This is a genomic window from Chitinophaga sp. SVR4-12A (assembly GCF_056754765.1).
The window spans coordinates 1,675,060-1,696,700 of record NZ_JBPGWP010000001.1; the positions used below are offsets into that span (position 1 = coordinate 1,675,060).

A 21,641-nucleotide genomic window follows, 5' to 3' on the forward strand; every position below is an offset into this window, starting at 1 on the left:
ACAATCTGGAAATAATGGTATGAAGTTGCGATTATTCGTTCTTTTGGGCTCGACAAACCGTATCAAAACTTCTTCAAATTATCTCATTTTGGGTTTTTACGTTATGAAAGGGTATGCCAACACCACGTTATAGGATATTCCTGCTGGCCATTTTGCTATTGTGCAGCGCCAGGTTACCTGCGCAGCTGTATTATTTCCGTCACTACCAGGTGGAGAACGGCCTGTCTAACAATGCGGTTATCTGCTCGCTGCAGGACAGGCGAGGCTTTATGTGGTTTGGCACAAAAGATGGCCTGAACCGCTTTGATGGCTATGCTTTTAAGGTATTCCGCCATAACCCGCAGGATACCGGCAGCATAGGCAGTAATTTTATTCACTCCCTGTTTGAAGACCGGGACGGCACCCTCTGGGTAGGTACGGAAAATGGCCTTTACCGCTATGATACCTCCACGGAGCGTTTTCACCTTTTACAGGCAGCGCCCAAAGGGCAGATCAGGGCTATCCAGGGGGACGATAAGGGCAGTATCTGGTTCGTGGCCGGCTTCTCGCTTTTCCGCTTCCAGCCTTCGGGGAATCAGCTGCAGTATTTCAGCACGGCAGACTTTTTTGAGGCTACCTCTCTCTGCCTGTCTGCTGATGGCAATATATGGGTAGCCACTGCAGACGGCCACCTGCAAAAGTATGATACGGCCTCGGGCACTTTTATTCCTTACGAGCTGTATAGTCATTCCAAACGGCCGGTATCCCGCTGGATCGAGAAAATATACAGCACGAAAGATGGTAATATACTGGTAGGTACCTCCAACCAGGGCGCCAAGCTGTTTAATATAGCTTCCGGCTCCTATACCGATATTCTTACCTATAACGATAATCATACCGAGATCTTTGTGCGTAATTTCCTGCAGACGGCCAGCCATGAATACTGGATCGCCACTGAAACAGGCATCTTCATTTACAACGCTGTTACCGGGAAAGCGCAGAACCTGCGCAAGATGTACAATGATCCCTATTCCATTTCTGATAATGCAGTGTATACCTTTTGCCGCGATGGCGAAGGCGGCATCTGGGCAGGTACCTACTTTGGCGGTGTGAATTATTATCCCAGGCAGTACACTCCTTTCAGGAAGTACTTTCCCAAGACAGGAGAAAACTCACTCAGCGGCAATGTGGTCAGAGAGATCCATGCAGACAGGTACGGCAAGCTGTGGATCGGCACAGAAGACGCGGGTTTAAACAGGCTTGATCCTGCTACCTCCGTGTTCACACATTTTCAGCCCGGCGCTGCGGGCAGTATATCCTACACCAATATACACGGCTTATTGCTGGACGGCGACGACCTCTGGATCGGCACCTTTGAGCATGGCCTGGATGTACTGAACATCCGTACGGGAAAAGTGATACGCCGTTTCAACATGCAATCGGGCCTCTCTGCATTGAAAAGCAATTTTATTTATTGCATCTACCGACCCGGATCGGGCCCTATTATGCTGGGTACCACCAGGGGCGCTTATCAATATGATCCGGCACGGAACGATTTCACACCCTTTGAAGGCCTGCCGCTCAACAACTGGTACTCCTGTATGCTGCAGGACCGTTCGGGTGTTTTTTGGGCCGGCACTTATGGAAGCGGCATTCATTTTTACGACCCGGTAAGCGGGAAGAGAGGCAATTTCCGCTACGGGGAAAATGATGTGCACAGCGCCTGCAGCGATCGTGTGAACAGCATTTTTGAAGATTCCCGCGGGCGGCTCTGGTTTGCAACAGAAGGAGGTCTCTGCAGGTATAACCGCGCCGAAAATAATTTTACCAGGTATACCACCCGGAACGGCTTCCCCAGTGATTTCATGCTTAGTATACTGGAAGATAAAGCAGCTAATCTCTGGATCAGCAGCTCGCGCGGACTGAGCTGCTTTAACCCGGAAAGCGGCAGCATTAAAACCTATACCAGGGCCAACGGCCTGCTCAGCGATCAGTTCAACTTTAATTCGGCTTACAAGGATCCTACAGGGCGTATGTATTTCGGAAGCGGGAAAGGCTTCATCAGCTTTAACCCGGATGAATTCATGCAGAACACTTTTGCGGGGCCTGTATATATTACCGGTTTCCAGGTACACAACCGCGAGCTGCCTATTGCAACGAAAGGTTCGCCACTGGAACGGTCTGTTACCTGTACCAATGATATTAACCTGGCTTATCATCAATCCACCTTCAGCATCGATTTCGCTTTGCTTAGTTATACGGCGCCTGAAATAGCCGAATATGCTTACAAGATGGAAGGCCTTGACAAGCACTGGACCTACCTGAAAACAAACCGCAAAGCGTATTTCACAGAACTGGCGCCCGGCACTTATACCTTCAAAGTGAAAGGCTGTAACAGCGGCGGGATCTGGTCTAAGGAAACCTCCCTTCTTATTGAGATCATGCCGCCCTGGTGGCGAAGCTGGTGGGCGATGACATTGTATGCCCTGCTGATAGTAATTGTGATCCTGTATATCATCCGCAGCTATCATACACGAACCGAGCAAAAGAACCGTCGCAGGATCGAGCTGTTCGAAGCCGCCAAAGAGAAAGAAGTATTCAAGGCCAAGATCGAGTTCTTTACCAATGTGGCACATGAGGTAAAGACTCCCCTTACATTGATCAAGGCGCCGCTGGATAAAGTGATCAGGAAGGCAGGTCATCTGCCTGAGATCAAAGATAGTCTCGCTATCATGGAACGCAATACCAGGCGGCTGATCGATCTTACCGGTCAGCTGCTGGATTTCCGGCAAACAGAGCTTCATGGTTATTCTCTCAGCTTCGTTAAGGCCAATATATCAGCGCTCCTGGAAGAGATGCATACCTCCTTCAAAGCCCTGGCAGAACAAAGGGAGCTTGCCTTTCCGCTGGCCTTACCCGCAGAAACATTGTATGCCTATGTAGACATCGAAGCCTTTAATAAAATTCTCAGCAACCTTTTCGGCAATGCTGTCAAATATGCCGACAAACGTGCCAGTGTACAGCTATTGCCATCCACAGAGCAGGATAATTATTTTACGATCATCTTCCGCAACGACGGGCACCTGATACCAGCAGACATGAAAGAAAAGATCTTTGAGCCTTTCTTCCGGCTAAAGGAAACGGAAATGCAAAAAGGCACGGGCATAGGGCTGGCGCTTTCCCGCTCACTGGCTACATTGCATAAAGGCGCCTTAATACCGGAGCCGGGTAAAGATGGGATGAATGTATTTGTGCTGCGCATTCCGGTGCACCAGGAAATAGAATTTAACCTGCAACCAGGCAGGACCACCAAAACGATCACCACAACAAACGAGATCTCATGAAGCCGCTTTTACTACTTGTTGATGATAATGAGGACATCCTCGCTTTCCTTGGTGAGGAACTGGGAGAAAGATATACCATACTGAGCGCCAGCAACGGCAGGGATGCCCTGGCTATACTGGAGAAAGATGCTGTACAGCTGGTGATCAGCGATGTAATGATGCCTGTAATGGACGGTTTTGAGCTGTGCCGCATCATTAAATCCACTTTTGACTACAGTCATATTCCCGTTATCCTGCTCACGGCAAAGAATACGATGCAGGCAAAAATAGCCGGACTGGAACTGGGTGCAGATGCTTATGTAGACAAGCCCTTTTCTACTGAATTCCTGATGGCGCAGATAGCCAACCTGCTGGCCAACCGCTCAAAACTGAAAGATTATTTCGCGCATTCACCCCTTGTACATATTAAAACTATTGCCTACTCCAAGGCAGATGAATTGTTCCTGGATCAATTGACCACCGTTATCCATGAGAACCTGGAAGATCCGGACCTTGATATAGAAAAGCTGGCGAGGCTGATGAACATGAGCAGGCCTACCCTCTACAGGAAGATCAAATCCATCTCAGACCTGACGCCGAATGAACTGGTGAATGTTACCCGCCTTAAAAAAGCAGCAGAGCTGCTGGTAGCCGGCGACCTCAAAATATATGAAGTAGCTGATATGGCTGGTTATCATTCCCAGACCAATTTCGGGCGGAACTTCCTCAAACAGTTCGGTATGACGCCTTCTGAATACCAGGCGATGAAACAGGCGGAAAAAGCGTCTAAGCAAGATTTTTAAAAATTCTGCAATGTACTGTCAGTGGACCATTCCGGGTTGGCAATGATGACATTTACGCCGCTATCGCCGCCGGGCAGATTGTCAAACAGCTTTCCGGACAAGACAGTGCGTTTACCGGGACTTACCCTGATGTTATACAGGAGCTTTGAGGCGATCGGCTGACCCGAAGGGTAGGTGGCACTAAGGTGCACGGTGAAAGTATCGGTCACCGGCATCAGGATATAATCTTCCATTGAAAAATCCAGCATCCCTTTTTCGGCAGGAGTAAATTCATGATACATGCTGTTATATACCAGGATATCGCCGGGGCCTCCGTTACCCAGCATCTGGCCTGACTCAAGGTCAAGGGCACAGGGATATCCACGGTTCTCGTCGTCAGTAGGGGGTGGATTAAGAGGTCCAAGACTAATGGCACGTGCGTCATAAGGGATCCTGTCTTTGATGATCACCTTCAGCTTGCCGACGATGCGATCAAGGCTTACATTCTGGTTCACCGACCCATTGACGCTAATTACGAGCCTTTTGTAAAAAACATCTGTACCCGGGAAACGCATCACAAGAAAGTTAGGCGTAGGCTCGTGATGAAAATCTTCCAGCGTAACCGCATCTTTAGATCCAACAAGGGCAATGACGTACTGGCCGGCAGGCAGTGAATCATAGATAGTACCAAAGCCATCATCAGCTGCTACCTGTTCGATCTTATGAACGTATCCATCGTCCTGGCTGAAAACAACATAGTACAAATAGCCGATGTAATCTGATAAAGTGTCTGTTGTTTTGCCCAATTCTTCCATATGCTGATCAAAACCACTTACGGTAAAATGCACAGGATATCTCTCAGGCTCACCGGGGTTATGAGGATTAGGATCATGGGGTTTCTTACAGCACAAAAAAAGGCACAGGAGTACGAGAAATGAAATACTACAGTGTTTCATGATCGGGGTATTTAAGGGTAAAAGAAGTTGGCATTGTTTTTAAAGAACAATGCATAATGTAAAAATGTTTTGCCATGCATATTATTCTCGGAGCGACCGGGCACATCGGTTCAGTGCTTACCCGATTATTACTGGAGCAAAAAGCGCCGGTGACAGTTGTCGTGCGGCATGCTGAAAAAGCCGTTAAATGGCAACAGCGGGGTGCGCAGGTGGCGATAGCAGACGTACTTGATACGGAGCGGCTACACGAAATCTTTAAGACAGGAGAAAGGCTGTACCTGCTCAACCCTAATGCTTCACCCGACACAGACACTGCCACTGAAGAGCAGCGAAGAGCGACCTCTATACTGCAGGCGCTTCAGGGGTCCGGTATACAGAAGGTGGTAGCGCAGTCTACCTATTGCGCGCAACCTGGTGAAGCGATCGGCGACCTTGGCGTATTGTATGAAATGGAACAGGCGCTGAAAAAAACGGGCATACCGAACAGTATCCTAAGGGCAGCCTATTATATGAGCAATTGGGACCAATCGCTGGGATCAGCACGTGAAAGCGGCGTGGTGTATTCTTTCTATCCTGACGATTTTAAACTGCCAATGGTAGCGCCGGAAGACATTGCAAAGGTAGCTGCCCGTTTAATGCTGGAGCCCATAGACCATACCGGTCTACATAATGTGGAAGGTCCTGACCAGTATTCGCCTGGGGATGTTGCTGCAGCATTTGCCGATGCATTACAGCGGCCGGTGAAGGCAGTGGAGATCCCTCCTGATAAATGGGTGGCAAGCCTGGAAGAGTCCGGGTTCTCTCCTGCTGCTGCTGCGTCTATGGCAGCCATGACAACTATTTCAGCAGCGCGGCGATGCGAAGCGCCGGATGCGCCGGAGCGCGGCACCACAACGCTGAAGGAGTATATACGACGTCTTGTTCAGGGTACTGCGTAGCTTAATCCAGGCGGTAACCAAGGCTGAGGTAAATAGATACCGACCTGGGATCTATGGTTGTATAGGAGCTTTTTGTAACCGCCGAAAAGGGCAAGAGGTAAGCACAATTGAGGCCGACCTTATACCTGTCAATGATCCCATTGATGCCGGCCTCCAATTTGCTTCCCCAGTTGGCACGCTGTGTAGTATAACCGGTGTACAGGTCTTTTTCGAAACCGCCTGCGCCCAGCAGGAGGTTGAGGTAGGGGCCGGCGCCGATATATAGTTCGGATGTCCTGAATCCCATGCGCAGCCGAAAGGAAGTGTTCAGCTGCGCATAGTTCCAGGTTTGTTTATCTCCGCTGGCAGGATCGTCCTCCATCTCCCCTTCCTTTCCTCCTAATTGCAGGTACCCTATCTGGCTGGACAGGTAATACCACTTTCTCTGAAAATATTCTACCCCCAGCATCATGCTGTATGAGGTGATCTTGCGGGGAAATATGTCAAAATCCTCTCCTTTCAGGCTGTTTATTGTAACACCGTTATCAATCTTGAACGTTTGCGCATAACTGCTTATGGCGAGTAGGAGGCATGTAACAATCAGGGGTAGTTTTTTCATGTTATAGGCTTTTCAAAACAGTTGTATTACCCGCAAGATATTACATTCCTCTCATACCCTGCTAATTAATAAGACAGGCAATAGGCGTGCCACCGGGGTCTGTTGACAGCCCATTGGCTTCGCGGATCAGCTGGAAGATATGATCCGGGCGCACCACGATATAGTCGGTGTTCAGCGAATTTGCAACGTTCTTAAAGCTCGTAGGCGTTACATTCTGCCAGGGCTGCGCCTGTATGATAATAAAGCGTGGCGAGGCGCCATTCCATCCTGCAGCAGCGGAGGCAATATGATCTTTCATAGCCTGCTCATTTGTGCAGTAGTTACAGGACAGCGCCATACCGGGCAGGCTATTGTTATAGATCGTGAGCCCACCGCCGGTGTTCTGGGCGGTTAAGCCAAGGGTTTGCGGCGCATAGGTAGCGAATGTTTGTCCTACATTCTGATTAATGCCACCGGTGATCGTATTCCAGATAGTAATCACCCGGAAGCCTGCCCTTTGATTGTAGTCCTGCGTTTTGGCAACGAACTGGTTCAGCAGGTTCTGGTTAGGCCAGCTATTAGGATACGTATAACCGTAACCGGAGGGACCGGAGATCAGGTTATCATTGTTGGTAGCACTCTGGTGATAATAATTCAGTGCGCCTGGCATGGCATCGAGCATGGCGGGCGATAAGGTCCAGCCAATGGGCACGGAGCCACGATCCGGATTGCTCCAGAGCTTGCGCATCAGATGTTCAACATACTGCAGGTTATCTCCATCGCTTAGTATAAAGGCCACATAGATCTTGTTCTGCAGTGCGGGCTTGGGAGGCATGGGTTTAACGTTTACTGTTCTGGGCATACCGCTATGAACGGTTAAGTTGGTTGCCCAGTCGCTTGCAATCGTTGAGATACCGTAAGTAGATGCTCTTTCCACACCAGGCGCTTCCTCCGGCCACCATCCCATATAGTTTGCGCCCGGGGGCATGGAAGATAAAAAGCTGTTCAGCAGCTGGCTTTCAGCGGCAATGTTGGGATCGAGCCAGATCACGGCAGCGCCTAAGGCAGTTGCGTATTCGCGCAGGGCGGCTTTATGTATGTCAGGGTTTAAGCCTATTAAGAGGCGGTGATCAAGGTTGGGCCAGTAAGTGTTATACAAGGTTTGGTATACCTGCAGCTTGCTGGTGAACTGGCCACGCAGATCGAGTAATACAGGAATATTATACGGAGCGGCTGTTAAACGAGACAACAATGCCGGCGAGGCGATAAGGGCCTTCTTGTCTTTCGCCAGTACGGTGGCCAGGTTAACGGTGTGGATCTGTGCAGGATCATAGACGATCAGGCCGGAGATCTCACTGCGGTATTTGGTAATGAGATCCCATTTGTTGGCGTATTCGGTCCAGCTCAGGCCAAGCGATTGCAGCCAGGCATATTGTCCTTCTGCAAATGCGTCGCCTTCATAGGAGAAGATACGCGGCCGTGTTCTGTTAACGATGCCTTTCAGGGAAGCGAAGAGGTACATCTCGGCAGAGGACGTATTCTGCTGCACTGCTACCCAATCTACTTTTGTGTAGGAAGTACCGCGCCAGAATACCCGCAATTCAATAGATTGATTGTCAGCCGGCATCGTAAAGGGCAGCGTGAAATTGGTGTAATCAGAAGCAATCGGGAATTGCTTTCTGGTGATGGTGCGTGCAGCGAGCGTTTGACCGGTAGTAGCATTCCGGACGTCGATATCCACTACGGGATCATCGTTGGCGGTATTGTTGTCGACCTTCATGCGGAATTCGGCTACGTTGGGACCAGCCGGTACGGCGGTACTATATGGCCCGTAGATCATATGATCGTTGGGCGCATCGATACCGGTTTGACAAAGCCAGCCGTCGGTTTCCAGGCGGCCTGTTTTATGGCTGAGGGCCGAGCCTTCCCCTTCCCAAAGCGTGGATGTTTCGCGAAGGATGAAGAGATCCTGCGTTTGCGCCGATGTTGGAAAGCTGGGAAGAAGCTGACCGGATGGCCATGTAATCTGGGCCGTGGACGGCAGGGTGAACAGCAGCAGTAAGGGCAATAGTACAGCTACCGTCTTAATGGACAAGGAGTTGGGTTTCAACATAGGTTAAAACTTATTGAGTGAACAATAACGTGGCTATCAATAACAAAATAAAGAAAAAAATGACAAAAGAGTCATACGCTTTTACTTAAACTTTCATGCGCTTTTACTGCGGGAAACCCCTAAGTGTTGCTAAGCGCTCTCCCGGGGTTTACCCGGGTAATACGAGGAGAAATCCCGGAAAACATACGGAAGAAACCAAGATAAGATACGGGGCGGATGAGGATAACATGTGGCATTGACGGCCAAAACGCGTCATTCGTTCAAAAACGACGAAAAGTGATATAAACGTACTTTATGTGACGTTTCGGGTTGTTACATTTGGATGGTATTCTCTATTGCAGCTACCTTCATCCTGATCATCAATTTTTAACTTTAAAACATACAGTTTATGAGTAAGCAGCGGGGGCCTGTTTATTTCACAGGCACAGTAGATGGCATCTGTTACTACAAGATGAACGGAAAGTATTATGCGAGACGGAAAAGTACCCTGAGCAGGAAACGGGTGAGACGTGACCCGGCATTTGCGCGTACGCGGAGGAATGCGGAATTACTGGGACAGGCGTCGCAGATAGCGGCGGCTGTTTACCGCTTGTTGCCGCGGGCGCAGAAAAAGCTGGATTTGTACAGGGCAATGACCGGGCAGGCGATGGCGATGTTTAAGAAGGGAGCAAAGGAAGCCGAGGTAAAGGAACGGCTGGAGCAGGCCGTGAAACAAAATGTACGTGTAAAGGTGAGTAAAGAGCCGGTGGTACGGCTGCAGGCCAAAACAGGCGGTATGAGTGCGGTGAAGACGGTGTGGCGACGCAGCGGGAAAGGAATGGTGCGCGGCAATGAAATGACAAGGCGGGTGTGGACGGTAATGACAAAGGAGAAAGTGTACCAAATAGATTTGAACGAGGCGAGGTATTTGCCAGGGCAGACTTATAAAATTTACCCGGAAACCTCCTGGCTTCCGGGTAATTGTTCGCTGCTCTCTAATAAAGGCTATTTATCGGAATCAACGGAGTGATTTAAAAGCCGCGCGGATCTCCTGCGTAAAAAGTGCCGGCTGTTCCCATGCGGCAAAGTGACCTCCTTTGTTAAGCTTGTTGAAATAGACCAGCTTGGGGTAAGCCTGCTCTGTCCAGCTTCTGGGTGCAGCATAGATCTCATCCGGGAATACGCTCACTGCCACCGGGATCTGCACGTTCTTGGGAGCGAAAAAGGCCAGTTTGTTTTCCCAATACAGGCGAGCCGAAGAAATGGCGGTGCCTGTCAGCCAATAGAGTGAGATATTATCAAGGATATCATCTTTGGTAAGCCCTTCAGCCTGTCCGGCAAACACACGTGCAATGAGCTCATAGCTGCGGATGTCGTGGTCCAGCATCCAGGCGGCCAGGCCTATGGGAGAATCGGCGATCCCGTATAAAGTTTGCGGGCGGTTGGCCATTTCGATGGCGTAACCCAGGCCGTGTTTGTAGAAATAGTCCAGCTGTTCATAGGCGTGTTTTTCATCGGCAGAAAGGCCGGCAGGTTGCGGTTCACCGTACTTCAGCGATTTTTCAATTTCAGCAGGAACGGTAGCGGGCATGTTAACGTGAATACCCAGCAGTTCCGGAGGCGCCAGTAAAGCCATTTGCTCGGTTACTGCGTCGCCCCAGTCGCCGCCTTGTGCTACAAACTTAGTATAGCCCAGGCGTTTCATCAGCACTACCCATGCACGTGCAATGCGTACGGGGTCCCAGCCCGTTGTGGCAGGCTTGCCGGAAAAGCCATAGCCCGGTATGGAGGGAATGACCACATCAAATGCGTCTTCGGGTTTGCCGCCGTAGGCAGTAGGATTGGTCAGGGGACCGATGATCTTAGTTAACTCTAATATTGAACCCGGCCAGCCATGCGTGAGAATGATGGGCATGGCGTTGGGCTCTTTAGAACGGACGTGAATAAAGTGGATATCTACCCCGTCGATCGTCGTTTTGAATTGCGGTAATGCGTTCAGTTTGGCTTCTGCCTTGCGCCAGTCGTATTGCGTTCCCCAGTAGCGGGCCAGGGCCTGAATGGTAGAAGACTGTACGCCCTGGGAGTGGTCATTAACGACCTCCTTATCCGGGAACTTAGTGGCCAATATGCGGCTGCGTAATTCGTCCAGGTCAGCCTGGGGGATGTGTACCTTGAAAGGGCGGATTTCTTCTCCGGCAGGGGTTCCGGTTTGTGCGCTGGCAACAGGGCTTTGTGTGAAGGCGACTGCTACCAGTGCAGCTGCGAGTATATTCTTAATCTTTTTCATAGTTTTAGATTTTAAGTTTGATTTCGGGAGCAAAATTATCCCCTGGTACAGGCAGTTTTCTAGTGCGAAGCAGGGAAGCGGTCAAAGTAGGGGGTGAAGCAGGCAGATGGAAGGGCGAAATGATATATATTGATAGCGGCAGAAGTACTATGCAAAAAATACCCATCAGAAATATCAGCACGATCCTGAAGGAACTGGGTTCTTCCGGAGATTTCCTTATCAGGGATGCCAGGGACCTGTTATCCGAAGGAGATATGGTCCAGGAGCTTCACCGGCATAACTTCTTTTATATCCTGGCCCTGGAAAAGGGGGCCGGGAAGCACAGTATAGACTTCATATCTTATCCTGTCAACGATCATACCGTCTTCATGATGCGCCCGGGACAGGTGCATCAGATTACGCTGAACAGTAAGAGCAAGGGCTACCTGATGCAGTTTAACAGTGACTTCTACTCCCCTATCGAAAAAACGGCGAACCAGGTCTTCAGAAAGGCCGTTAACAGAAATTTTTACCCGCTTGATCCGGAGGCGTCTAAAAGGGCGTTCTCCATTTTACAGGGTATACTTGGAGAATATGCGGGCAAGCAGGAAAACTATCTGGAAGTAATTAAGTCAAGCCTGAATATCTTCTTTATTGAGCTGTTGCGGCAAAGTCCGCCACCTCAGCATCTTCCACACGCTAATGGTGAATACATGCAGGAACGCCTGACGGCATTCCTGGAACTGATAAGGCTGCATATTACCGCTTACAAGCAAGTGGCATTCTATGTTGAAAAACTGCATCTTACTGCGTACCAGCTGAATGCAATTACCAAGGCCACTTTAGACAAAACATGCTCTGAAGTTATTAATGACTATATCATACTGGAAGCCAAACGGTATTTGCTGGCCACCTCGAACCAGATCAACCAGATAGCGTGGCATTTGGGCTATGAAGATGTATCCTACTTTATCCGGTTCTTTAAGAAGCATACAGGCCAATCGCCTGAAGCCTTCAGGCATAATTTCAGATAAATCCTCTTTAACTGTATTTTTGTCCTACAGGCAGGTGCAGCGCCTGAAATAATTTTGCTTAAAACAAATTTTATGGGCCAGTCATTTGATGAACAATACAAGAATTTTTGGGACAACCGCTATAGCAGTGAAGAATATGTGTATGGAAAGCAACCCAATGAATTTTTTAAGGAACAGCTGCTGAAGCTGACACCCGGATCTATACTGATGCCTGCTGACGGCGAGGCAAGGAATGGTGTCTTTGCTGCAGAGCAAGGGTGGAAGGTCACATCAGTGGACCTGAGTACTGAAGCGAAAAGCAAGGCATTGCAGCTTGCGGCTGAAAGACAGGTATCATTGGATTATATCGTGGGCGACCTGGAGCACCTGGATTTTGATAAGGCCTCTTTTGATGCCATAGGCCTGATCTTTGCCCATTTTCCGGCAGACAAAAAATCAGCCCTGCATAAGCAACTGAGCACCTACCTTAAGCCCGGCGGTATTGTGATCTTTGAGGCATATAGTAAGGGACACTTAAAACAGATCGATAAAAATCCACAGGTGGGAGGTCCACGGGACATTGATATGCTCTTTTCAAAGGAAGAAATATCGGCCGATTTTGAAGGCTATGATGTGCTGATGTTAGCGGAAATGGATGTATGGCTGGATGAGGGAATCCGTCATGTTGGCGAAGGAACGGTGATCAGGTTTATTGGAAGGAAGCCGGGGAAGTGATCTACCATTTCTGCAATATTTTTATCTTTGCACTTCGCTTTAAAAGAATGAGCAATATTTTACGACCCTTACTATGAAAAAATCTGCTTTATACACTTCTATTATTTTAGGATTAATATTTTCATCCTGCGCGAGTATTACTGATAACGAAGACAAGGGGGTTAAGGATATTCTTAACTTCTACGGTGGCTATTGTAAATATTCTATCGGCTTTGTTGCATCTACAAGCGAAGGGAAGCAGAAATATTTCGAACTGGAGATGAGCAAGAGTGAAGTTGTTGAGAAATACAGCAATGTAGTAGAAATGCCTGCCTCTAATATTGCTTACTTATTTTACCACAACCTGGAAAAGGAAAAGAACAACTACAATGAGATCCGGAGTGTGGTTATTCTAAAAGACGGAAACCAATCGACCTTCAAATATGCTACAAAAAAGCTGGCTATTGTTGAGAAAAAAATGAGTGTGGTACAAAAGATTGTTAATGTGCTCAAAAGCCGGCACTACGAAGGCATTAAACCATTCCTTCAACCAGACACGAATTACATCCGCTACGACAAAGAAGAATTGATTGCTAACCTGACCAAATTAGACCCACAGTTTGGAACTATCCAGGAGTTCACGCCCCTGGGCTTCCGTTTTGGTCAAACAGAATATGGTCGGGATTACCTACATATATCCGGCGTTTTAATTCGTGATAAGCAAAACACTGAATTCAGTGTTGATATTGACCTCACATCTGGCGGCGATGACATCCTGCTATTGCAGTATAAATTGTAATAACTGATCATCACAAATGAAAGAAATACCCGGATAACGCTGAAAAGTAAGAGCAAGGGCCATCTGTTCCTCCGAACAGCTATGCTCGTAGCTTAACTGTTTGTGGAACTATCCCCTCCCTCTGCTTTACCAGGCCGGAAATCATTAAGGCTACTCCGCAAGCTGCCAGGCATTGAAGAGAACTGATTACCAGCGCACCGGTGCCAAAGGGATTTTTAAAAACGGAAGGTATATGTAATATGAGTAGCCAGGTAAAGAACATGGCAGCTAATAAAAGCATGATCAGGCGACGCCTGAAATTGATGAATATGGATATACCTGCACTCACCATCGCAATTCCCGTAGCGTATACCCAGAACAGATGCGCCGGTAACCAACCAGGAATAATGTTCTGTAATCCGGCGGCATAGACGAAATGAGCGATTCCGAAATTGATCAGCTGAATGGCAAAAAAGTACTCGCCGTAGTTTGCAACCTTATCAAGGCCCATGAATGCCTCTCCCCTTGAAACCCTGGAGAGCACAAATGCTCCACCGGTAAGAGCAAGGAGCTTTACCGTAGGCGTCCAATACCTGAGCTGTTCCGGATGGGAGGTCAGCTGAATGGGCAGATGTCCGAATAACAGGAAAAGCAGGAACAAAAGACCTAAGGACAGTGAAACGGTTCTTGTCCATTTATCTGCAACAACCAGGATCCCTGACAGGGTTAAGACAGTTCCCATCATAAAAGGAAAGATCGGTAAGGTGGCGGTGGCTGGTACCGGTAAAATATCAGGCGCAAAGCCCGGGATAAAAAAATGACAAAGGCCGATCCCGCAGATGGCGAGGCCGAAGAAGATCCTTCCGATGCTGTTTATTGATAACAAAGTCATTGCTGTGGTTTTAATACGTCGAAACTATCCTATTTTTGGTATACGTTAGTGTACCAAAAATTTAAAAATGAGTGTACCAGGAGAGGATGTAAAAATTTATCTTGATCGTGATTCCGAGCGGCCAATGTACCTGCAGATCGCAGACGGACTGACGAATCATATACGGTCCGGACGCTTCAGGCGCGGCCAGCAATTACCCGCTACCAGGCATTTTGCAGAAGCCCTTGGCGTGCACAGAAGAACCTTGCAGCTGGCGCTTGATGAATTGGCGGCACAAGGGTGGCTGCATATTGTCCCCAAACAAGGTATTTATGTGGCTAAGGATTTTCCTGAGCTGAAGCTCCTGAAGTTCCTGGCACAGCCGCAACAGTTCCCGGATAAAACCAATTTTGCGATCCGTAAAAGCCCGATCGTATTTCCTCAATCCGACTTCCAGGTAAATGATAAGTTGATCCTGGCGGAAGGATATCCTGATATACGGCTTGCTCCTGTTCAGGACCTCTTCAGAGAATTGAGAAGTATTGCCAACAGAACGGTTATGAAAAAGCATTTCCGTTATGGCAATCCGCAGGGAAGCGCTTATTTGCGCGAGACCCTTGCCGCCTTTTTAGGCGAGACGCGCGGCGTGCTGGCACATCCTGATCAGATCATCATTACAAGGGGCGCCCAGATGGCCATCTTCTTAAGCGCGAGAACAATTTTAAGTAAAGGCGACCAGATCATCGTGGGAGATCCGGGCTATGTTACCGCTACGCTTACTTTTCAGCAAACAGGGGCGATCGTGAACAAGGTGCCGGTGGATGAGAATGGCATCGATGTAGACGAGATCGAGATCTTATGCAGGAAGAAAAAGATCAAAATGGTGTATGTGATCTCTCATCACCATCATCCTACAACTGTTTCCCTATCTATCGAGAGAAGGGCCCGGTTACTCAACCTGGCTGCGAGGTACCGCTTTGCTGTAGTAGAAGATGATTATGATTATGATTTCCATTTTAGCGGGAATCCTAAAATGCCTATGGCCAGCTTTGATCAGCTGGGGAATGTGGTTTATATAGGCACGCTTTCCAAAACTTTAGCGTCATCCCTCAGGATAGGATTCTTGGTTGCGCCGAGGAATTTCATTACGGAAGCAGTTAAGATAAGAAGGTTCACGGATTTCCAGGGAGACAGCTTTCTGGAAGTTGCGATCGCTGAACTTTATAAGACAGGGTTGATTGAACGGCATATAAAAAAAGTAACCAGGATCTATAAAGAAAGAAGAGATCATTTGTGTGAGCTGTTAAAAGCGCATTTGAAAGACGATGTATCATTTAACGTTCCGGAAGGTGGGCTTGCTGTGTGGACGAAATTCCTTACGGCAAACCTCAGGGATGTGTGCAGCAAAGCTTCGGAAAAGGGCCTGCTGTTTCACGACGGGACCATTTATAATACCAGGCATAGTACCAATGCAACGAGGCTGGGCTTTTCTTCACTGAATTTCGATGAGCAGGTGAGCGCGGTGGAGATATTGAAGGAAGCCATTATACGCAGCAGGAACCAGGTATGAGCCTGGAAACAGATTTTCTACTTAATTGTAAACGTTGTATCTTCATTCCCCCCTTTGTTGCTACCCCTTGAAAATCTGCACATTTTTAACCTCAAAAACAAAACACATGGACAAATCAAGCGCCACACAAACACCTGCTGCAAACCCTAACAAAGCTTTATGGGAGAAAGGTGATTTTACACGAATTGCTGAAACCATGCGCGAAAGCGGAACAGCGCTGGTGGATAAACTAGGCATCAGTTCCGGGATGGAGGTGCTGGATCTTGGCTGCGGTGATGGCACGACCGCTATTCCTGCAGCACGGCTGGGTGCAAAGGTATCAGGTATAGACATTGCCGGGAACCTCGTGGCTGCGGGAAATAAGCGCGCCCAGGAAGAAGGTCTCTCCAATATTTCCTTCCGGGAAGGCGATGCTACCAACCTGGAAGGAATCAGTGATGCCAGCTTTGACCTGGTGGTAAGCATTTTCGGGGCCATGTTCGCACCAAAGCCCTTTGATGTAGCCAAAGAAATGGTGAGGGTTACACGCCCCGGTGGCCGCATTGTTATGGGCAACTGGATACCCAATGATCCGACACTGGTAGCGCAGATATTAAAGATCAGCTCTGCATATACACCGCCACCGCCGGAAGGATTTGTAAGCCCTATGCTATGGGGTGTGGAGAGTCATGTGACCGAGCGGTTTGGCAAAGCCGGTATTCCTGCAGAAAATATTTCCTTTGAAAGAGATACGTATACTTTCAATGCACCGTATTCGCCTAATGAATTGGTGGAACGATTCAGGAACTACTATGGCCCCACAATGAATGCATTTGACGCAGCTGAAAAAAATGGAAAGGCTGCAGACCTGCAACGGGAACTGGAAGAGCTGTTCAACCAGGAGAATAAGAGTAGTGATCCTGGCAAGACTTCCATCCCGGCTACATTTTTACGGGTGACGGTGAGACGCTGATTTTAAGGTAATGGTGTTTCGGGTACGCATATCCATTGCATACTGCAGGGCTATCTTTGTTTTATCAAGTTGTGCACAACAGATCATGTTTAACCCGAAAAAATCAATGCTCCAATTTATGTTAAAATCAAAAATCTATCAGCAGGTAGACAATACTGCGAACAACGGAACACCAGGACATTTAAGCAGACCAGGGAATATAAGCTCTGTAGCTACTATCGACAACCGGGAACTGGCTAATGCTGACGGTATTGTGCAATTATCCGGCTTCGGTACCGTCTCTAATATTAATCCTGCCGGTGAAGATGCAGATGACCTGGTAATGGTGCTGGGCACAGAAAGAGACCTGCAGCGCGAGGTAGTATTATTCGATAAAGTATTTACCAGCGACACCACTTTCAGGATCGATATCCAGTTCCAACTGCTGGGTCAAGCGTACCAGGGTGTTTCCACTGTAACTTTCTCTACAGGTGAAGTGGTGACCAGGTCCTTCGAGGTGGCTAACTGTGGCGCTAATAACTTTACCACTATACAGTTCAGGAACACCAAGCTGTCTGCCAGCGGCGTAAAAACTGCAATCAGGATGTTCAACGTCTTCCTGTTTAAATAGCAGGATTAAAAGGTGTTTAAGCAGGGAGGGCTGATCAGTTGATCGGCCCTCCCTTTTAGTTAAATTATAAAGCAGTAACTCATCTCTGCTATTCTGTTCTTAAGCCTTTGATCGGGTTTATAGTGGCTGCTTTGATGGCCTGGAAACTGACCGTAAGCAATGTGATCACCAGGGCGGCCAGTCCTGCTGCAGCAAAGACCCACCATGACAATGGCGTACGGTACTGGTAGCTTTGCAACCAGCTATGCATGAAATAGTAGGCGGCCGGCGTGGCGATCAGCAGTGAAATGGCCACCAGCATCACGAAATCTTTTGACAGCAAACGCCAGATACTGAATACGGATGCGCCCATTACTTTTCGTATGCCGATCTCCTTTATACGTTGCCCGGCCATAAAGCTGGCCATACCAAACAAGCCAAGGCAGCTGATGAAGATGGCCAGTATTGTAAAGAACCCGGCCAGCCTGCCAATACGCTCTTCATTCCTGAATTTCTTCTCATATTCATCATCGGCAAATTTGTATGAAAAAGGAACGGCAGGAGCATATGCTTTACAAACTGCTTCAATTTTACGGAGCGCGGTATGAGCGCTCAGGGCGGGGTTGATCTTTATGTTCAGGTAATTGAAACGCCTGTTCCAGATATAGAATACGGTAGGTTTGATGGGATCATATGGGGAGCCCATTACCATATCTTTTACCACACCCACCACCCTGCGGTCTTTATTATGGAAGGTGATTATTTCACCCAGTGGGTCTTTGAGCCCCATATATTTTACCGCCGCCTCGTTCAAAATGGTGGCGGAAGAATCTGTCAGGAACTGGCGCGAGAAATCCCGTCCCTGCGTGAACTGCCAGCCCACAGTTTTACCATAACCGGTGCTTACACGGATCATGGCAAAATCATCATCCATAGCAGGGTCTTTCCCTTTCCAGTAAAAACCGCCGCCGTTATTATTGATCGCGGTGGTAGGGCTGGATGATTCTGCAGCTTCCACAATTGCTCCGGACTGAATGAGGTCGGCCCTTACCGCATCAAAATGATCGTGCAGATCATCTGTTGCCATTTCAATAGCGATCAGTCCATCGCGGCTGTATCCTACCGGACGGTCCTGTGCAAACCGGATCTGTTTGAAAACAATGATCGTACCGATGATCAGTACAACAGAGATGCTAAATTGTGCCACCACCAGCACTTTCCGTGGAATAGCAGCAGCACGCCCTGCCCTGAAAGTACCTTTCAATACTTTCACCGGCCGCAGTGAGGAGAGGTACAAGGCAGGATAGCTGCCTGCAACAAATCCGGTAAGCAAGGTAAAACCTATGCTCATGATCCAGAAGAAGGGATTCGCCCAGAGGACAGACATCCTTTTATTAGCCACTTCATTGAAGAAGGGAAGTATTAACCATACCAGGAGCAGCGACAGCACAAATGCCAGCATGGCAAGAAGAAGTGATTCACAGAAGAACTGGCCGACCAACTGTGCTCTTAAAGAACCAACGGCTTTGCGTATACCCACCTCCTTTGCTCTCTTCTCACTCCGGGCCGTACTAAGGTTCATGAAATTGATACAGGCCAATAACAACACGAAGATGCCGATAATGCTAAAGAGCCAGACATACTGGATAGCGCCGCCGGTGTTAACGCCATTGGTAAACCGGCTATATAGATGCCATTTACTCATGGGCTGCAGAAAGACCAATGGCTTGAGCCGGGCAACCTCCGCCCCTCCCCTGTTTTGTTTTATATGCCTGATCTTTTCTGACACCTTCTCCATATCTGCATGATCAGCGATCTGGACATACAGCAACAGGGAATTATCGCTCCAGTCGGTCAGTGACCTTCCGTCTGCTGAATTCTGGTAGTAATCCCATGGTCCTATAAATGCAACATTATGCAGGGCAGTATTATAGGGAAGATCCTCATAAACGCCGGCAATGTTAAAAGCAGCCTTATTATCCAGCTTTATAACTTTATTTATTGGGTCAGCATCGCCGAACAAGGCAGCGGCAACTGACCGGGAGATCAATATGGAGGAGGGATCGTGCAAGGCGTGCGGGGAGCCCTTCAACATCCTAAGGGTGAACATTTCGGGTGCGTCGGGCCCCATAAAGTTCCCGGGATAGGATACTTTTTTATCGCCTATGCTGAGTGTATGGTTTTCTGTCCACGATGAAATAACAATATGCTTAAAATCACTGCCATAATTATTCCGCAAGGCCGCTTCCAGCGGTAGGGCCACTGCTCCGCCCGTTTTTACGGTTCCGTTATAGGTGGCCTTTTCCATCACCTGGGCTATACGATCATAGTGCTGGTGATATTTGTTGAAGGAGAGCTCATCCCAGATCCACAGCCCGATCAGCATAGCTACGGCCATGCCCGCGGCCAATCCACTGATATTGATAAGGGAGAAGACCTTGTTCTTAAACAGGTTTCGCCAGGCGGCTTTCAGGTAGTTCTTCAGCATAGTGAAATGAGCCGTTCTAAAATGGTGCCCGAATTTAATGGGTTGAAAGTCAGCTGGCAACTATCACCAGATTTCCATGAATTGTCCGATTCCGGACGGCCGATGTCCGTTTATTTATAAAGGTTATCTTGTAAATTATTATCTTAAAGCGATAGTTCACTGTGAGCATGCTATGCTATCAACCTGACCCTCCAAACCCAAATTATGAAAACAGCAAATTTGTTACACCTGTGCGTACTGATGGCCCTTGGATTCTTCCTCGCCTGTAAAGGACAAACACCCGATACTGATACGGTGCTGAAGAAGGCGGGCCGTGTTCCGGCTACAGAAAGCGCCTCTCCCATCTTCAACAACCCGCTCGCCTCTGCTGATAACGGCAGCTACTATGATCCCTGGGTGATCAGGGTAAACGGCTTTTATTACTACTGCGGATCTGACGGCGGACGCCTGTGGATCACCAAATCGGCGACTTTACAGGATCTGCTGCTGCAGGCTAAAACATATATTTTCACACCGCCCGGCGGCACCATGTATTCGTCCAACCTGTGGGCGCCGGAGCTGCACTACCGCAGTGGCAGGTGGTATGTATATTTTGCGGCTGATGACGGCAATAACGCCAATCACCGGATGTTTGTGCTGGAGGGCGGCTCCAATGCCAATGATCCGCTGGCCGGCGCCTATACCTATAAGGCCAGGCTGAGCGCCACTACCGACCGCTGGGCTATCGACGGCTCACCCTTCGACTTCAACGGCCAGCAATATTTTGTATGGTCCGGCTGGGAAGGCACCACTAATGTTTCGCAATACATCTACATCGCGCGCATGAGCAACCCTTATACGCTTTCAGGCGAAAGAGTGGAAATATCCAGGCCCGATTATGCCTGGGAAAAGGTAGGTTCACCCACCGTGAATGAAGGCCCTACCCCACTGATAAGCGGTAATACGGTGAATATTATTTACTCTGCCAGCGGCAGCTGGACCAATGATTACTGCCTGGGGCGCCTTACCTGCACCAATGGCGACCTGATGACGAAAGCGTCCTGGAATAAACCCAATACTGCTGCTTTTTCGAGGTTTGGCAATGTTTATGGCCCGGGGCATGCATCGTTCGTAAAATCACCGGATAATATCCAATGGTGGATCGTATACCACGCTGCCAACAGCGACGGCTCGGGCTGGGACAGACGGGTGATGGCCCAGCAGTTCTCCTGGGATGGGGATATCCCTTATTTCGGGTACCCTATTGAAAAAGGCATCCCTGTTCCGTCTCCTTCCGTAGGCCCCAGCTACGCCATGCCTGTTGCCGACGGTGCTTATAAGATCAAATCGAAGGTTACGTCCCAATGCGTGGATGTTCCCAGCGGTACTACCACCGCCGGTGTACAGATACAGCAGTGGACGGATTACAACAACACTGCCCAGAAGTGGAATTTTATCAGCCTGGGAAATGGCTATTATAAGATAAAGTCTGTTGCTTCCAACTTATGTTTGGATGATGCGGGTGGATCGCTCAACGCGGGAAATATCCTGATCCAATGGACGGATAATAACAATATAGCGCAGCAATGGCGGGTGCAGGATATGGGAAACGGATACTTTAAGCTCATTAACCGCAGAAGCCTGATGGCGCTGAATGTTCCTTACAGCAACCAGACGCCGGGCACCAAACTGGAGCAGTGGTATGAAAATCAATATGACGCGGAATTGTGGCAGATACTTCCTTAAGGTTGTTCAGCCCTAAACCTTTCAGAAC

17 protein-coding genes are annotated in these 21,641 nt (G+C 48.6%); 11 read left to right on the top strand and 6 right to left on the bottom strand.

What is annotated here, in order from left to right; all coding sequences use genetic code 11:
* The first annotated feature begins 113 nt into the window (after positions 1-113).
* The gene (locus ACR9Y8_RS06805) at positions 114-3,323 is read left to right on the top strand and encodes a ligand-binding sensor domain-containing protein (RefSeq protein WP_481212491.1); all 3,210 of its coding nucleotides are present in this window, start codon (positions 114-116) and stop codon (positions 3,321-3,323) included.
* Positions 3,320-4,105: a response regulator transcription factor gene (locus ACR9Y8_RS06810; RefSeq protein WP_481212492.1), complete on the top strand. Its 786-nt coding sequence runs from the start codon at positions 3,320-3,322 to the stop codon at positions 4,103-4,105. The genes ACR9Y8_RS06805 and ACR9Y8_RS06810 overlap by 4 nt, the downstream gene beginning before the upstream one ends.
* On the opposite strand, the gene ACR9Y8_RS06815 is transcribed toward ACR9Y8_RS06810, so the two are convergent.
* Positions 4,102-5,040 carry a hypothetical protein gene (locus ACR9Y8_RS06815; RefSeq protein WP_481212493.1) on the bottom strand — a complete coding sequence of 313 codons (939 nt, stop codon included), beginning with the start codon at positions 5,038-5,040 and terminating at the stop codon, positions 4,102-4,104. The two genes, ACR9Y8_RS06810 and ACR9Y8_RS06815, sit on opposite strands and share 4 nt — an antisense overlap.
* A gap of 74 nt (positions 5,041-5,114) precedes the next feature.
* On the opposite strand from ACR9Y8_RS06815, the gene ACR9Y8_RS06820 reads away from it, so the two are divergent.
* A complete protein-coding gene (locus tag ACR9Y8_RS06820) occupies positions 5,115-5,978 on the top strand; it encodes an NmrA family NAD(P)-binding protein (protein WP_481212494.1) in 864 nt (287 codons plus the stop codon).
* A 1-nt stretch (position 5,979) separates the two neighbouring features.
* On the opposite strand, the gene ACR9Y8_RS06825 is transcribed toward ACR9Y8_RS06820, so the two are convergent.
* The gene (locus ACR9Y8_RS06825; protein ID WP_481212495.1) at positions 5,980-6,576 is read right to left on the bottom strand and encodes a hypothetical protein; all 597 of its coding nucleotides are present in this window, start codon (positions 6,574-6,576) and stop codon (positions 5,980-5,982) included.
* 61 nt (positions 6,577-6,637) lie between these two features.
* Positions 6,638-8,668, bottom strand: coding sequence for a hypothetical protein (locus ACR9Y8_RS06830; protein WP_481212496.1), 2,031 nt, complete (start codon positions 8,666-8,668; stop codon positions 6,638-6,640).
* Between the two features lie 388 nt (positions 8,669-9,056).
* On the opposite strand from ACR9Y8_RS06830, the gene ACR9Y8_RS06835 reads away from it, so the two are divergent.
* The gene (locus ACR9Y8_RS06835; protein ID WP_481212497.1) at positions 9,057-9,677 is read left to right on the top strand and encodes a hypothetical protein; all 621 of its coding nucleotides are present in this window, start codon (positions 9,057-9,059) and stop codon (positions 9,675-9,677) included.
* Here ACR9Y8_RS06835 and ACR9Y8_RS06840 read toward each other — a convergent pair.
* Entirely contained in the window at positions 9,666-10,934 is a 1,269-nt protein-coding gene (locus ACR9Y8_RS06840; protein ID WP_481212498.1) for an epoxide hydrolase family protein, read from the bottom strand. The genes ACR9Y8_RS06835 and ACR9Y8_RS06840 overlap by 12 nt on opposite strands.
* A gap of 149 nt (positions 10,935-11,083) precedes the next feature.
* Between ACR9Y8_RS06840 and ACR9Y8_RS06845 the strand changes: the two genes are divergently transcribed.
* From ACR9Y8_RS06845 to ACR9Y8_RS06855, 3 genes are all read left to right on the top strand, one after another.
* Positions 11,084-11,947 carry a helix-turn-helix domain-containing protein gene (locus tag ACR9Y8_RS06845; RefSeq protein WP_481212499.1) on the top strand — a complete coding sequence of 288 codons (864 nt, stop codon included), beginning with the start codon at positions 11,084-11,086 and terminating at the stop codon, positions 11,945-11,947.
* 72 nt (positions 11,948-12,019) lie between these two features.
* Complete coding sequence (locus ACR9Y8_RS06850; protein WP_481212500.1) at positions 12,020-12,661, top strand: class I SAM-dependent methyltransferase; 642 nt, start codon at positions 12,020-12,022, stop codon at positions 12,659-12,661.
* A 73-nt stretch (positions 12,662-12,734) separates the two neighbouring features.
* Complete coding sequence (locus tag ACR9Y8_RS06855) at positions 12,735-13,439, top strand: hypothetical protein (RefSeq protein ID WP_481212501.1); 705 nt, start codon at positions 12,735-12,737, stop codon at positions 13,437-13,439.
* Positions 13,440-13,518: 79 nt separating this feature from the next.
* On the opposite strand, the gene ACR9Y8_RS06860 is transcribed toward ACR9Y8_RS06855, so the two are convergent.
* A complete protein-coding gene (locus tag ACR9Y8_RS06860) occupies positions 13,519-14,310 on the bottom strand; it encodes a DoxX family protein (protein WP_481212502.1) in 792 nt (263 codons plus the stop codon).
* Positions 14,311-14,377: 67 nt separating this feature from the next.
* Between ACR9Y8_RS06860 and pdxR the strand changes: the two genes are divergently transcribed.
* The 3 genes from pdxR (at position 14,378) to ACR9Y8_RS06875 (ending at position 17,421) form a co-directional block, all read left to right on the top strand.
* Positions 14,378-15,859 (top strand): MocR-like pyridoxine biosynthesis transcription factor PdxR, encoded by a 1,482-nt coding sequence (gene pdxR / locus ACR9Y8_RS06865; protein WP_481212503.1) that lies wholly within the window; start codon positions 14,378-14,380, stop codon positions 15,857-15,859.
* Positions 15,860-15,965: 106 nt separating this feature from the next.
* Complete coding sequence (locus tag ACR9Y8_RS06870; RefSeq protein ID WP_481212504.1) at positions 15,966-16,811, top strand: class I SAM-dependent methyltransferase; 846 nt, start codon at positions 15,966-15,968, stop codon at positions 16,809-16,811.
* A 118-nt stretch (positions 16,812-16,929) separates the two neighbouring features.
* Positions 16,930-17,421 (top strand): hypothetical protein, encoded by a 492-nt coding sequence (locus ACR9Y8_RS06875; protein WP_481212505.1) that lies wholly within the window; start codon positions 16,930-16,932, stop codon positions 17,419-17,421.
* Positions 17,422-17,509: 88 nt separating this feature from the next.
* Here ACR9Y8_RS06875 and ACR9Y8_RS06880 read toward each other — a convergent pair whose 3' ends face one another.
* On the bottom strand, positions 17,510-19,888 hold the full coding sequence (locus tag ACR9Y8_RS06880) for an ABC transporter permease (RefSeq protein ID WP_481212506.1): 2,379 nt from the start codon (positions 19,886-19,888) through the stop codon (positions 17,510-17,512).
* A 204-nt stretch (positions 19,889-20,092) separates the two neighbouring features.
* On the opposite strand from ACR9Y8_RS06880, the gene ACR9Y8_RS06885 reads away from it, so the two are divergent.
* Positions 20,093-21,613 (top strand): family 43 glycosylhydrolase, encoded by a 1,521-nt coding sequence (locus tag ACR9Y8_RS06885; protein ID WP_481212507.1) that lies wholly within the window; start codon positions 20,093-20,095, stop codon positions 21,611-21,613.
* The last annotated feature ends 28 nt before the right edge of the window (positions 21,614-21,641 follow it).